Raw genomic sequence first — 14980 nt, forward strand, 5'->3', positions numbered from 1 at the left:
GGCGAATGCTACAAAAGACTATATATTGGGATTTGTTTTGATGGGGGAACTATTAATGAGAAGATATGCATGTTTAGATTCAAATAAAAATATAACATTGTTGCGGGAAGTTAGAGAGGATGAATATAGCAATTTTGCTTCGATAACAAGAAAATTCAATGATTTCCTTATGGAAGTCGATTATTATAAGGTATTTGATAAACCATATAAAGAACTTATTAATTTTCTTCAAAAATACTTACAAAAGAGGAGCAATTTCCAATTAATGGATATTAATAGGTATACAATGAATTACCTTTATGGTATTAGAACATTCTTGGATCATTGGGAGGCTCGCATTAAACGAAAGTATCGTGGTAACCAGCAGTATCTAGAATTATTTAATAAAGCAAAAAGTCAAGAATATGATAATCACATGGCTTACAGAATAGTGTATAGATTAAGAAATTATGTTCAGCATTGTGAGATGCCTATTTCTAATGTAACAGAAAGACTTATTACAGATAACAAAGAAGAAATACTGGTATACGTAAATCGGGATAGACTTCTATCCAATTTTAAAGAGTGGAAACCAGAAGAAGTTGCATATCTTAATTTACAAGAACAACAATTTGAAATAATGCCTTTATTTATAGAAATGAATAATTGCTTAGTAAGAATACAAGAACAACTAATTAATTTTAACATTAATAAAAATTTTATTTTAGATTGTGTGAAAGTCTTGAAACTGAGGAATCAATTTCAAGAATATGAAGGAACATTAGCAATTATAGAATATGCTGATGATCGTATAGAAAATGAAATCGAACTAATTACTAATAGCAACACTGTATGGAATATCGAACAGTTACCGACCGCGACATGTGAAAATGTAATTAGAATGCATATCCGAAATAATGCAAAATTTATTAAAATATTTCATTATAGTGGAATTTGTTGCGGAGAGACTAATACAAGCTTTCCTTATTCCACAAAGAAGAACGAAAATGGTTTGCTTCTATTCGTCAAGGGAAAGGACATTGTAAATGTAAAAAGCAGGAATTGGATTAGACTCGTTGAATCTATGTCTCATGATGAGACCAATAACTATAATGCCGTCTATGCAGATGCTAGATTTGGAATGAAGGAATTGAAAGAACTTTCGAATCTTTATAGCGATATATGTGATGTTCTGTATAAATTTACTTAGATACTAGTAATATTTGTCCAAGGGGCCGACGCCCTGTCGGCCTCTGAATCTGGGGGCGCGCGACTTTACATAACAAATGGATTCATGGATATAGGAAATTATTTTTCGGGTAAATGAGCTTCCTATCCATAGGAATGCGCTGCTTGAGAGAATATGCGAACTTCCCATATGGTTAAAAATGCGAAGTTGCCCAGAATTTGTTCAAGTGATGAGTATTTATATAACAGGTAAACAAAGAAGGGGAAAATATATGATTGATAATTTTCAAATGACATGGGCAGTTATATGCTGCACATTATCCTTAGCAAATTATCCGGAGTTAGGCGTAAAAAAGCTCAAGCCCAAATTAGAGCCTGAGTATATAAATACACATATCTAGGGGAACCGATTCTTGCCTAACTTTGGATAATTACGATAGCACGAAACCGCCGGGAAAAGCACATCAGTATGGGGATTGAATAGTATTCTCCTGTCTAGTTTTGAGAACTGTTACGGAATCAGCGTTAAGACGCAATAACTACTATGAAAAATCAACATCAAATATGGCAACATAGACATAGTTCCCCCCTCCCCATAACAGGGCACTTTTAAGAGTTTGTAATTTTTATGGCGGCAGGAGGAGATTTACCAAAGTCCATAAATCGCTTTAGTTTGTCCGATCCACAGTGGGGACATTTGGACAAATCCAGTCCTGTGAGTTTTTGGATAAGCTGAAGATTGGAAGCCTCTTCTTTAATTAGGGCTTGCTAACGAGTGCTAAACGCCAGGGAAAAACCTGATTTAACAAGGGTTTTTGGGCATTTACGTCGAATCTTTAGTGCAAGGAAATATGAATTTAGATTAAAAAAACCGTGCACTTGGAGGTTGAAAATGTACCGTAAACCGAGTCCCCAGCTAACCATAGATGATTTCATCCTGCCTTTTTCGGGGAAACTGGATCCCGAAAATCGTTGGGTTCAATTAGCTAATATAATTCCTTGGGATGAGTATGAAAAAGAATACGCCCATATGTTTCCGAGTGATCGTGGCAATGTGGCCAAACCGGTCCGTATGGCACTCGGTACGTTAATCATCCAAGCTCGCTGCGGTTATACTGACCGTGAAACGGTTCAGCAGATTACGGAGAATCCTTATCTCCAATGGTTCATAGGCCTCAAGGAGTTTCAATTGACTCGTCCTTTGACTCCAGTCGCCCTGGTGAAATTTCGCAAGCGCTTTAAGAAAGACCGCATGGCTAAAATCAACGAGCGCATTGCTTTAGCTGAGCGGGCGGCAAAAACATCTGAAAAGGAAGCCGAGAAGAACGATGATGATCAACAAGGACCTAATCTTCCGGATGCGGATAAGGAAGAGAAGAAAACCCCTGCTGACTCTGATTCAGAAGAATCCAAACCGAATCAAGGTATGTTGATCCTTGATGCCACCTGCACACCGGCCGATATAAAATATCCGACAGACCTCGGACTGCTTAACGAATCCCGCGAGAAACTGGATGAGATCATTGATACGCTTCATAAAGCGAAGGGTAAAGCAACCAAACGGCCGAGAACTTACCGTGAAAAAGCGAGAAAAGCTTATCTGAGTGTGTCTAAACAGCGGAGTCCGAGAAAGAAGCAACTTAGAAAAGGCATCAAGCAGCAATTGCAATATTGTAAAAGAAACCTTCGCCACGTTGACCAAATGCTGAAAGAAATTCCCTCAGGCTTTGAAGCCTTAAGCAACCGACAAGTCAAGTTATTGGAAACCATTCGAACCGTAATTGAGCAGCAGGAAACAATGTATAAGACAAAACAACATCAGATACCGGATCGAATCGTCAACCTCTATCAGGATCATGTCCGACCGATTGTACGCGGCAAAGCCAGTGCCAAAGTAGAATTCGGGGCTAAGGTAGCCATAAGCATCGAGAAGGGATTCTGCCGCATCGAAAAATTGTCTTGGGACGCGTTTAATGAAGCAGAAACATTGATAGATAGCGTAGAGCGTTACAGAGCCCGTAATGGATGCTATCCTGAGGCGGTGCTGGCCGACAAGATATACCGTAACCGCAAAAATCTGGCGTATTGCAAAAACCACAACATCCGGCTCAGCGGTCCCAAACTAGGCAGGCCCTCAGGAGATGCCCTGAAAAAAGTAGAGAAGGCCATTGAACGGATGGATGCCAAGATGCGTAATGCTGTAGAAGGCAAGTTTGGCGAGGGTAAAAGGAAATATGGCCTTGATCGTGTTTATGCTAAATTGAAAGAAACAGCAGAGTGCATGATTAGCATGCAATTCTTTGTCATGAACTTGGAGCATAAGCTCAGGGTTCTTTTTGTCCAAATTTTGAAGAGGTATTTTCAAATTACAGATATTGGTGTATTTGCGTAATCGAACGAATAAAAAGGATTCGGTTAGCAAGCCCTAATTAGAACTGGCGTATTAGTAAGCTGTTTGCAAATTTTCAGTTTGGTAGTCCTGTTACGATTGCCAAGCAAGCCATAATGTCTAATCTTCATAAAACGGCTTGGCAAAATATGAATAAGAAATCTGCGGATGAACTCATCAGCAGAAACAGTCATTAGCTTATGCTTGCTGCTATCTTTGTAATCCCGCCATTTGAAGGCAATGTTACCGTTTTCCATACTGACGATACGCTTGTTGGATATAGCCACTCTGTGAGTATATCGACCCAAATATTCGACAACACAAGAAGCATTTTTAAAAGGAGGTTTACAGTAAACAATCCACTCTTTGCTATAGAGAGGGGAGAGTAACTTTTCAAATTCATGATCGTTGGAAAGATACGATTGACTACCGTGGAATTCAAGCTTATTTTGGCAGTATAGTTGTTTAAGGTAATACAGGAATTTGCCTCTGAATTTTCGAGACAGAACCTTAACAGGGATGAAAAATTTCTTTCTGCTATTAACCCATTTACCAATTGAGGATAATCCACCACCTGGTACAATGCAGTGAATATGCGGGTGGTGCATAAGATTTTGCCCCCACGTATGGAGGACAGAGGTGAAACCAATCTTTGCACCGAGATATTTCTTGTAAGAGGCTAATTCTGCAAGAGTTTCGGCAACCGTCTTAAACAACAGTGTATAAACTGCTTTCTGATTTTGATAGGCCATCAAATTTAGAGTATCTGGAATAGTGAAGACTACATGGAAGTACCCAACGTCAAGCAAATTGCTCTTCTGGTTTTCAATCCAACGTTCTTTCGCAAGAGTTTGACATTTAGGGCAGTGTCTATTACGACAAGAATTGTAAGAAATTCGAGTATGCCCACAACTATCACAAACGTCCATATGACCGCCTAACTGTGACGATCGACATTTTTGAATGGCAGACATCGCTTTATGCTGCACCAGAGTGAGCTTATGGTTGTTTCGATAGTCAGTGCCGTAGTTTAGGAAGATATCTTGAACTTCAACCATTAGGCTTTTCCAATTCAACGAGCAGATCAAGAGGGCTTGTTACATTTAGAGATTCAATCTTAAGTAAATGCAAATAGAAGCATGTAGTGCTGATATCTGAGTGCCCAAGTAGCTGCTTAATGTGGAAGATACTTATGCCTGATTCAAGTAAGTGGGTGGCAAAACTGTGCCGCAGGCTATGGACAGTCACGTTTTTGGTGATTTTTGATTTGTTGATATATTTATGAAAAACATTTTGTACAGCTTTGGAAGTCATGTGTGTGCCAGTCTTGTTCCTGCTGTAAAAAAGCCATTCTTTCGGGCGATATGCCTTCCAGTAATCTCTAAGAATTTCAAGATTAGCTTGTGAAAGTAGAGCATATCTATCTTTGCTGCCTTTAGCATTACGAATGAAAAGCTGCATTTTTTGACTATGAATATCTGAGACTTTAAGGGAAGCCACTTCACTAAGGCGAAGTCCTGCACCATAGATGGTCATTAGAATACATTTATCTCTCAAATTATCACAAGCCTTGAAAAGGGTTTGAATTTCCTGTTGAGTAAGGATATCAGGGAATTTGCGTTGTTTACGGTGACGAGGGATTTGCTTGATGTTTAAATTAATATCCAACGTTACGCCATACAAAAAGCGGAGACCGCTATTATAGGAATTTACCGATCCAGAAGCGAGACCTTTTTCTGTAGTGAGATAGTGGAGGAACTTTCTAATGTCCTGCTCACCTAACTCAGTAGCAGGTCTATCAAAGTACTCCTGAAAGATTTTAGCTTTGGTATAATACTCATCTTGGGTATTCTTGCTTAACCCCCTGAGTTCTACATCGAATTTCAGCTTTTCCAGAACTTCTTCTTTGGTCATAATAGAACATCTCCTTTAATCTAAATTAGCTCTAATTGTAAAGGAGAGTAATAAAAAAGGAACTGATTATTATATCAGTTCAGCAACAGGCATCTTAAAATTACGGAGACCACCGCGAAGCGGTTTAGTGCTTTCCATATACCGGAAGATTAATAAGTTAAGTTAGGATATACATAGGATGTGAGGTTATCATGGCGACTGAAGATTACAAAGAGGGGATTCCTGTCATGGGGAAGATACCTGAGACGCTGCCTGAATGGAAGGTTTACTTTGACGGCAACTTTTGGGGACATCATGGCCGTGAAAGAGCCGGTAAGGAAATTTCTCTCGCTAAGCAGTTTATCTGGGACGGTGAGGTCTGGCTTATGCCAGCGATCTATACCTGCAGTAAAGGCTTGGTAGTGGACTTTTGTATACAAGTTCCGGCTGAGCGTATCCGGTTCTTTATGGATAAGTGGAATCTCTCTATGGAGAACGACGGGACCCACTTTACCGAGGAACAGCGGATGCAGATTGAAGCAGATAATCCGCTGACCATCAATGTAAGTCCGCAAGTTGTATTAAACGGAACTGTCCTTTCAAAAACTCGTGGCTGCGGAGTGTCATGGAATCCTTGCCTTCCGAAGGTCAACGACTTTGAGGCCAGGAACGTGATCCGCCATTACGGTCTTGATCCTGCCTATGGTTGGGCAATCTGGCGCGCTGCCTTTCCCTGGACGAAAAAACGCAAACCGCAGATCAGAACGCTCAGCATAAACCTGATGCAGATCCCTGTCGCTATATCAGGGCCGCATTTCCAAGTGTCGGCCCCCGGTGAGCGCATCGAGTTTACCCACCCGACTAGCGGAGCACAGAATACGTTGATTGTGCAGGAATATGACCATCGCGAAATGTCCCGGGAGGATTTTGACAACCAAAATCAGGAGTTTCCGACACATTACACTGTGATGAGCTATACGCTCTCGCAGGACCTGCCTGATGACGCATTTACCGTTACAGATTGCCTTCGTTCCGACCAACCTCGGAAAAAGCACAACAATCCCAATAATCTGCAGACAACCGACGGCATTTGCTTCGTAATTGTTGGCGGGGCAGATCGTCCGACTGCCATCATTTATGGCGGGAATGAACAAAGTAAGCTCCATGTAGTTTGTTCCGCACTGCACTTTCCACCGGTGGAGGATGTGGAATGGCGCATGGTATTTTATGAAAAAAGACGCGAAGATCTTACGGTGGAGATAATCTCAGCCTGAAAAATGTGAGGAAAAATCAAATGAGACATAAGGGAACTAAAAGACTCGAAACAGACCGACTAATATTACGCAAGTTTCAACTAAGTGATGCTGAATCAATGTATAGAAATTGGGCGAGTGATCCGGAAGTAACCAAATATCTAACCTGGCCTCCGCATGGCAATGTCAATGTTTCATCCCATGTATTGGAGGACTGGATCGGCCAATATGAAAACGATGCATTCTATCAATGGGCGATTGTGTTCAAGGAAAATGGAGCAGAGCCTATAGGAAGCATTAGCATTGTTAAAATGGATGAACGCATTGCAATGGTTCATGTCGGTTATTGCCTAGGAAAACGATGGTGGAATAAGGGCGTTACATCGGAAGCGCTTTCTGAATTGATTCGTTTTTTCTTTGAGGAAGTTCATGTTAATCGGGTTGAGTCCATACATGATCCTCGTAATCCTAATTCCGGTAAAGTCATGCGCAAGTGCGATTTGGTATTGGAAGGTACAGTGAAGATGGGATACTGGAACAATCAAGGCATCTGCAATTACTCCATGTATGGACTGGTGGCAGAAGACTATTGCCAAGGAGGAGGGAGATACAGTCTCAAATAGGAGCACCCTGAACAAATTGCTTGGCAGCAATTATTATAGTAGTTTTGAGTATTAGGGCACCTGCCAAATTAAGCAGGTGCTTTTATTCTTTAACTGATTTCAGGACTTATACAGTTTCAGTAAATACATGGAATTAGGATTATAATTAATTACAATGGTCTTTTCATTGGAAGTGGTCATGTTAAAGGGTTTGAGGGGATAAATAGCGAATTTCTAGTTAGTCTGCAAGAAGGTTTAAACCGTGCGAAGACAGTGTCTTCAAAGCATGCTCACTGTCATGCCAAAGGAGTTTATGTAAATGCCAAGACAATACAGAAGGAAAATCAATCTTAAACCCGGTGCTGATCAAGGGACAGATATATCTCATAAAATGGCATCCTATCGTCAAAGCAACGAATTATACCGGGTATTAGTCGATCAAGCCGGTGTGGGCATCTTTGTAACTGATGGCGAATACCGCCTGATAAACATAAATTCCTGGCTCTGCTCAATGTTTGGCTATGCTGAGGAAGAACTCAGAGAGAAAAATTTCGTTGAGTTAATTGCTTCGGAAGGCCTGAATAACGGGTATGAACTTGTTTCTAATCTTAAAGAAGGCAAGAAAATTATTGAAGAATTATGGTGCCGGTGCAAAGATAACTCTGTTTTCTTGTGTGAACTAACCATTAATATGGTTCCCGGCGGCAGACTGCAAGGGATTGCCCGGGATATTACCAAATACAGGCAGACTGAACTGGCTTTAAAGGAAAGTGTGGCCCGCTACCAGGCAGTGGTGGAAGATCAGATAGAACTTATCAGGCGTTTCCGGCCGGACGGTACCCTGACCTTTCTCAATAGTGCCTTCTGCAAATATTATGGTAAGGACATGAATGAATTGCTGGGCCACAATTTCATGGATTTATTTCCGGTGGAAGACCGGGAAACTGTCAAAGGGCAAATATTTTCCCTGAACAAGGATAACCCGGTGGCTATCGCTGAGCGCCGCTTTATCAGACCTAACGGCGAAGTTGTTTGGCAGCAGTGGACCAATAGGGCTGTCTTTAACGAGAGCGGGCAAATTGTTGAGTATCAATCCGTTGGCAGGGATATTACCAACCAAAAACAATTTGAGCAGCAGCTCAAACGAAGTGAAGCCAGGTTCAGGGCAATTGTCGAGGATCAGATTGAACTGATCAGGCGGTTTAATACCGATGGAACCCTGACCTTTGTCAATGGCTCCTTCGGCAAATTTATCGGGCAGCCGGTGGAAGAAATTATCGGGCAAAATTTTACGACGTATATTCGTGCTGATGACCGGGAGGAAATCAGGAAAAAAGTTTACGCTTTGACCCCGGAAAACCCTGTTGTGGTTACGGAACCGAGATTTGTTGACAATCAAGGCAAACTACATTGGACCCAGTGGGTGAACCGGGCTATCCTGAATGAGCATGGTGAAATCGTAGAATATCAGTCTGTGGGACGAGATATAACGGCCCAAAAAAAAGCGGAATTAAAGATTGCCGAAGCTAGAGAGGCAACTGAAAGGGCTTCCAGGGTTGCCACCCTGGCCGTTATCGGCGGAGGAATTGCTCACGAAATTAACCAGCCATTAAATGCCATTAAGGTTTTGGCAGAAACCATCCTCTATCTCTATAACTCCAGGAAAGAGGTGACTGGAGAAGAAATCATAAAAAATGTCACGAATATTTCCCGTCAGGTTGACCACATAGATTCCATAGTAAACCACTTGCGTTCCTTCCTTAAATACAGCCAGAGTTTTAAGTATGTACCCTGTGATATCAACGAAGTGGTGGAAAATTCCTTGTCCCTGGTCAATAACCAGATTTTATCACGGCGTATTAAAGTCATTAAAAAACTAGAGGCTGTTTTACCTGTCTGCGGCTGCTTTGTTCGTTTTGAGGAAGTTGTGTTAAACTTACTAATGAATGCAGTACAGGCCTTAGAACCCTATCAACAGGAACAAAAAGAAATCATAATCAGTACCTGGGCAGCAGACCAAAAAATCCACCTAACAGTTAGGGATAATGGACCAGGGATTGACCCGGAGATTGCTCAAAAAATATTTGAACCCTTTTTTAGTACCAAGGATGCCGGCAGCTCAATGGGCCTGGGAATGTCCATCGTTCATTCCATTGTAATGTCTAGTAACGGAACGATTTCAGTCGCTAATAACCCCGGTGGCGGAGCGCTTATTCATATTACCTTTCCTAGTTGTTAATCAGCATGGAGGCGAGAAGCTGTGAAGATTTTACTTGTGGATGATGAACGGGAGAGCAGGTCATTTTTAGCCAACTACTTAGCTCTCCAGGGTCATACTGTCATCGAATGTGATTCCGGAGAAGAAGCTTTGGAAGTTTACAAAGAGAACCGCTTTCAGATGGTATTATCAGACATAAAAATGTCCGGTATGTCGGGGATAGAACTGATCGAGGCCATTAAGTCCTTGGATATGGAACCCAAGGCAGACCTGGTGCTTTATACAGGTTTTGTTGACGTATCTCTGGCTATTTCCGCTTTAAGGGCAGGAGCTTATGATTATTTGACCAAGCCCATTAACTTTGAGGAATTAACCTCTATTCTGGAACGGGTTGAGGAACACCAGAACCTCTTGTACGAAAATAAAGTGCTGACGGAGCACTTTGATGAGAAGCTAAAAGAGGCCACCAGGGACGCTGAACAGCAATTAACCCAGCTAAAGCAGCTGGTTGCTAAACAGGCCGGGCTTGAAACGATTGGGGTTTTCTCCGCTGAAATGAAAAACCTGGTCAAGCATGCTCAGCAATATCATACTGACCGCACGGTACCTGTCTTGATTCAAGGGGAAACGGGAGTGGGGAAAGAGGTTATCGCCAGGATCATCCATTATGGAACTATGGAAACCCCCAGTCCCTTTGTCGATATAAACTGTGCCGCTATTTCCCCAACCTTATTTGAAAGTGAGCTCTTTGGTTACGAGGGCGGTTCTTTTACCGGGGGAGTGAACAAAGGGCAAAAAGGCAAATTTGACATTGCCGCCGGCGGCACTCTGTTTTTGGATGAAATCGTGGAATTGCCTTTGGAGCTGCAGGCTAAACTTCTCCGCGTCTTAGAAGAAAAAAGTTTCTATCGTGTCGGCGGCTTGAAAAAGATTAAAACGGATGTGCGGATTATTTGCACCGCAAACCTGGACTTTGAAAAGCAAATTGAGGAAGGTATGTTCCGTAAAGATTTGTACTACCGGCTCAAAGTGGGGCGGATCTTAATTCCTCCCTTGCGTGAAAGAGCGGACGACATTCTGCCCCTCACCCTCATGTTTTTAACCGACTTCTCCAAACGCCGGGGTAAACATTTTAGCAGGATCAGTGAACCGGCTGCCAAGTTTCTCTTGTCCTATCAATGGCCGGGCAATGTACGGGAACTTCGCAACGCAATGGAATGGGTATCGTTTATGTTTGATGATGAAGAATTAAAATTAGAGCATCTCAGCAATCTAACTCCAAACGCTGCAGGTAATCTTACTCCCAAGGGTACAGGGGAGAAAACGGAAACCAAATCCTTACCGCCTGATCCAATTAATCTTGACAAGCATATAGATGATCTGGTTGAGGAAGCCCTGAGAATATACAAGGGCAACAAAACAAAAGCCGCTCAACATTTGGGAATTTCAGTGCGAGCCCTTTACTACCGTCTTGAAAGAATACAGAAAAACCTTGCCAGAAAGAATTAATGATCTTCCCCCCGCACCATCATTGTAAGTGTTCACTTATGAATGATGGTGCGGGGGATTTTTTATATAAAACCATGCAATATTTTCATACCTATAACAATAACGTATACGTCATTGCTAGCCTGCCCGGAAGATGATCGTTTTTTATCTGACTGAAAAGTCCATCTATTCTTGTAATCATGCGGGTTTAGCCCGTCGTTGAAAGAGACCGCAAGCAGCAAATAATATAGGCATAGTTCTTGCTAATTAATGCTATATAATGTCAAATCGTCCAACCATAAAGCAACTAAATAGTTGTCAGGGGAAGGAGCTGGCGAACTAGTGAAATAATTCCAAGTTGGTCTCATTATTTCTTAACAAACCAATAAACAAACCAATCAATAGGTGGTGAATTTCGTGATAGAAACTATCTATCCGGTAATGCTGCTGCTGTTTACCGCAGGCATTTTAACGCCCATCCTAACGAACAGCAGCCCAAAAGTAACGAACATTTTAGCTCACGGTTTATCCGTGTTAGGTTGTTTAGCCATTGTGGCCTGTTCAGTTGAAGTATTTATTGCCGGTGGCGTAACGTTCACGTATGCTATGGGTCTGCCGGTTGGATCCTTAATCATCCGAATTGATAATTTATCTGCTTTTTTCTTGCTGGCCTTAGGAGTTGTAGGGACAGCGGCCAGTATCTACGCTCTCGGCTACAGCCGTGAGTTTTACAAGCAGCGTTTAGCACTAATGGCCGCACTTTATAACGGTTTTATCTTATCCATGGCCCTGGTACTAACCGTCAGCCAGGTGGCCTATTTCCTGATCGCCTGGGAGCTCATGACCGTAGTTTCTTTCTTCCTGGTCAACCATGAATATGAAAAGACAGCTAACACCCGTGCTGCCTATAAATACATATTGATGACCACCCTGGGTACAGTCTTTATTACAACGGCATTATTAATCCTTAGTATGACGGTGCACAGTTTGGACTTCCAAATGTTCAAAGGTGCTTCCTTAACGAATACCCTGCGTAATACTGTTTTTTTCTGTGCCTTAATCGGTTTCGGTACCAAGGCAGGTGTGATCCCCCTGCACATTTGGCTGCCTGAAGCACACCCGGCGGCACCTAGCCATGTCTCGGCTCTGATGTCCGGTATTATGATCAAAACTGCGATTTATGGCCTGTGCCGGTTTTACCTGGAGTTCTTAGGTGTCGGACCTGCCTGGTGGGGTGGGGTGGTTCTTTTCCTGGCCATTATCTCCTCAGTCCTGGGTGTATTATATGCCTTGATGCAGCACGACCTGAAGCGTCTGCTGGCGTATCACTCGGTAGAAAACATTGGTATCATCCTGCTTGGTATTGGCTCGGGTATGGTCTTCATGAGTACAAATCAGCCTGTCCTGGCGGGACTTGCTTTTGTGGCAGGACTTTACCACGTTTTTAACCACGCCGTCTTTAAATCTCTGCTCTTCCTGGGTGCCGGTTCTGTACTTTATGCAACCCATACAAAAGACATCGAACATCTGGGCGGATTGATTAAGAAAATGCCTTACACCGCAGTTTTCTTTCTGACCGGAGCTGCTGCAATTTCAGCTTTGCCGCCACTTAATGGTTTCGTCAGTGAATGGCTGACCTATCAGTCACTTTTCTATTTACCCCAGGCTGTAACAGGGGTCATTCCTCGTTTAGGGTCTGTAATTCTGATTGCTTTGCTGGGATTAACGGGTGCCTTGGCCGCTGCCTGTTTTGTTAAGGCCTTTGGGGTAACCTTCCTGGCCAAGCCCCGCAGTAAACACGCGGAACAGGCCAAAGAAGTTCCCGGCACAATGCTGACCGGGATGGGCCTTCTGTCCTTAATGTGCTTGGCTTTGGGTGTTTGGCCCCAATGGATGCTCAACCTTTTACAGGGGGTTGTCTCCCAATCTGCTGGACTTAAGGTCAGTGGTCTGTTCAGCAATCATTGGTATGCCGCGGCATTCAACATCCCACAGGCCAATGGCGTCATCGCCATGCCGGTGGTCGCGGGTCTGCTGGTGGTTGGTCTGATCGCCGCTGTGCTGGTCTACAACTTCAATGGTAAACCGAAAAATGTTGAGGGAGAAACCTGGACCTGCGGTATTATTCCCACTGCCCGGATGGAATACACTGCCACCGGTTTTGCCCAACCGGTTCGCCGAGCCTTTAAGGTTTTTCTCCGTTCCAAAGACGATGTTACTGCCGACAAAACCCTTAATCCCTATCACGGGGTTAAGATGAAAATGACAGTGGGGATCAGCTATTTAATTGACAGCTGGCTTTATCAACCGCTTAAAAAAGGAATCTTATTTTTAGTCAGCCGTGTCAAACCCCTGCAATCCGGTAATTTGCAGCATTACATTGGTTATGTCCTGCTTGTAACGGTCGTTATTCTAATTCTGGGAGTGAGGTGGTAAGCATGTCAGTATTGTTCATGCTCTTACAGGTGGTTGTGCTGGCAATGCTGGCTCCTTTGGTAGCCGGTGTGATCAAAAATACCAAGGGCAAAATGCAAAGCAGAAGGGGACCCGGTTACTTTCAGGTTTACTACGACCTACGAAAATTCTTCAAAAAAGATAATGTATTTTCTCCCACAGTATCCTGGATTTTCAAAGCAGCCCCCTATATTTATTTTGCCACAGCCCTGGGAGCGGCAGCCTTAGTACCGACTCTCCTGTTTGACCGGGGTTTGCACTATGATAACATCTTTGTCTTGATCTACATGCTGGGACTAGGCAGGTTCTTTCTGGCCCTGGCCTCCCTGGATGCAGGCAGTACCTTTGGCGGGATGGGTGGTTCCCGGGAAATGTTCATTAATATTCTGGTGGAGCCTGTGCTGATGCTGACCTTGTTAACTGTGGCTATGCGGGCCAATGGCACGGTCATGTCGCAAATGGCCAGCGCCTCAGCATCTTCCGGAATTTCCCTGTCGGCCATCCTGGCAGCCATCGCCTTTCTGATTCTTACTGTGGCTGAAACCGGACGTATCCCGGTGGACAACCCGGATACTCACCTGGAATTAACCATGGTTCACGAAGGGATGGTCTTAGAGTATTGCGGGCGCTCAGTTGGTTTGATCTTTTGGGGTTCCGCTCTTAAGCAGCTGGTCACCATCTTGCTGATGGTCAACTTCTTTCTGCCCTGGAACCCTGCCGGCAGTCTGCCGCCCGTTGTTTGGCTGATCCTTAAGGTCTTGGTAATTGCTGTTGTCCTGGCCGGTATTGAAACCAGTACCAATAAGATGCGTCTGTTCAGATTGCCAGGATTGCTGACCGCAACCGGCTGCTTATCACTGCTGGCGATCATCGCCATGTAGTAAGGAGGGAAAGATTAATGACACTATTGACAGTCCTGCTTTTAGCCGGTGCGATCCTGTTAACCAGGGTATCCTCTCTACGGACTGCTGTGGGTATCTTAGGATTCCAGTCGGTGATTGTGGCTCTGGCTTGTTTGATATTCGGTCTTAAGACCGGGGAATTTCATATGTATATCGCCGCAGTGCTGACGGCGGTCATTAAAGTTGGGTTAATTGTTTATTCTCTGTGGAGGGTTACCTTGCAATTAAAACATGAAAGGGAAATTGCTAACTTCAACGTCTCTTTCCTCCTGGCCATTCTGGCGATCATCGTTTCCTACGGGTTTGTGAATAAAGTATTGCCCCATATGGCGGGAGAAACCTTGGGAGCAGCCATCGCCTTAACGATGATTGGTCTCTTGATGATCATCGCCCGGTCTCAGGCCATTATGCAGGTTGTCGGTCTAATAACCATGGAGAACGGACTGTACCTTTTAGGTTTATCCATTACCAAAGGTTTACCGCTGATCATCGAGATGGGTATCTTCTTTGATATTCTGGTTGCTGTGGTTGTGTTGGTAATTCTCACTCATAGACTTAAGTACTCCTTTGAGACCACCGACACCAGCATCTTAAACGAGTTAAAGGGGTGATAT

General features: G+C 43.3%; 10 protein-coding genes and 2 pseudogenes. 9 read left to right on the forward strand and 3 right to left on the reverse strand.

Annotated elements, in window-relative coordinates; all coding sequences use genetic code 11:
* The first annotated feature begins 55 nt into the window (after positions 1-55).
* Positions 56-1189 carry a hypothetical protein gene (locus DESYODRAFT_RS13610; RefSeq protein WP_007783990.1) on the forward strand — a complete coding sequence of 378 codons (1134 nt, stop codon included), beginning with the start codon at positions 56-58 and terminating at the stop codon, positions 1187-1189.
* A gap of 587 nt (positions 1190-1776) precedes the next feature.
* On the opposite strand, the pseudogene DESYODRAFT_RS29230 reads toward DESYODRAFT_RS13610, so the two are convergent.
* A pseudogene (locus DESYODRAFT_RS29230) lies at positions 1777-1929 on the reverse strand (FmdB family zinc ribbon protein); the annotation flags it as partial.
* A 130-nt stretch (positions 1930-2059) separates the two neighbouring features.
* Here DESYODRAFT_RS29230 and DESYODRAFT_RS13615 point away from each other — a divergent pair.
* A complete protein-coding gene (locus DESYODRAFT_RS13615) occupies positions 2060-3559 on the forward strand; it encodes an IS5 family transposase (protein WP_007783992.1) in 1500 nt (499 codons plus the stop codon).
* 32 nt (positions 3560-3591) lie between these two features.
* Here DESYODRAFT_RS13615 and DESYODRAFT_RS13620 read toward each other — a convergent pair.
* Together DESYODRAFT_RS13620 and DESYODRAFT_RS13625 are read right to left on the reverse strand one after the other, a co-directional pair.
* Positions 3592-4614: pseudogene (locus tag DESYODRAFT_RS13620) on the reverse strand (IS91 family transposase); the annotation flags it as partial.
* The gene (locus DESYODRAFT_RS13625) at positions 4607-5470 is read right to left on the reverse strand and encodes a tyrosine-type recombinase/integrase (protein ID WP_007781978.1); all 864 of its coding nucleotides are present in this window, start codon (positions 5468-5470) and stop codon (positions 4607-4609) included. The pseudogene DESYODRAFT_RS13620 and the gene DESYODRAFT_RS13625, both read right to left, overlap by 8 nt.
* A 191-nt stretch (positions 5471-5661) precedes the next feature.
* Here DESYODRAFT_RS13625 and DESYODRAFT_RS13630 point away from each other — a divergent pair, with 191 nt between their 5' ends.
* The 7 genes from DESYODRAFT_RS13630 to DESYODRAFT_RS13660 all read left to right on the forward strand — a co-directional run bounded on the left by DESYODRAFT_RS13630 (position 5662) and on the right by DESYODRAFT_RS13660 (position 14977).
* Positions 5662-6723, forward strand: coding sequence for a hypothetical protein (locus DESYODRAFT_RS13630; protein ID WP_007783995.1), 1062 nt, complete (start codon positions 5662-5664; stop codon positions 6721-6723).
* Positions 6724-6743: 20 nt separating this feature from the next.
* A complete protein-coding gene (locus tag DESYODRAFT_RS13635; RefSeq protein WP_007783997.1) occupies positions 6744-7325 on the forward strand; it encodes a GNAT family N-acetyltransferase in 582 nt (193 codons plus the stop codon).
* A 298-nt stretch (positions 7326-7623) separates the two neighbouring features.
* Positions 7624-9543: a PAS domain-containing sensor histidine kinase gene (locus DESYODRAFT_RS13640; protein ID WP_007783998.1), complete on the forward strand. Its 1920-nt coding sequence runs from the start codon at positions 7624-7626 to the stop codon at positions 9541-9543.
* Positions 9544-9564: 21 nt separating this feature from the next.
* Positions 9565-11031, forward strand: coding sequence for a sigma-54-dependent transcriptional regulator (locus DESYODRAFT_RS13645; protein ID WP_007783999.1), 1467 nt, complete (start codon positions 9565-9567; stop codon positions 11029-11031).
* Between the two features lie 396 nt (positions 11032-11427).
* A complete protein-coding gene (hyfB, locus tag DESYODRAFT_RS13650) occupies positions 11428-13446 on the forward strand; it encodes a hydrogenase 4 subunit B (RefSeq protein ID WP_007784000.1) in 2019 nt (672 codons plus the stop codon).
* A gap of 2 nt (positions 13447-13448) precedes the next feature.
* Complete coding sequence (locus DESYODRAFT_RS13655) at positions 13449-14345, forward strand: respiratory chain complex I subunit 1 family protein (RefSeq protein WP_007784001.1); 897 nt, start codon at positions 13449-13451, stop codon at positions 14343-14345.
* Positions 14346-14362: 17 nt separating this feature from the next.
* Positions 14363-14977 (forward strand): hypothetical protein, encoded by a 615-nt coding sequence (locus DESYODRAFT_RS13660; protein ID WP_007784003.1) that lies wholly within the window; start codon positions 14363-14365, stop codon positions 14975-14977.
* Positions 14978-14980 lie beyond the last annotated feature (3 nt).

The organism is Desulfosporosinus youngiae DSM 17734, assembly GCF_000244895.1.
GTDB lineage: Bacteria > Bacillota > Desulfitobacteriia > Desulfitobacteriales > Desulfitobacteriaceae > Desulfosporosinus > Desulfosporosinus youngiae.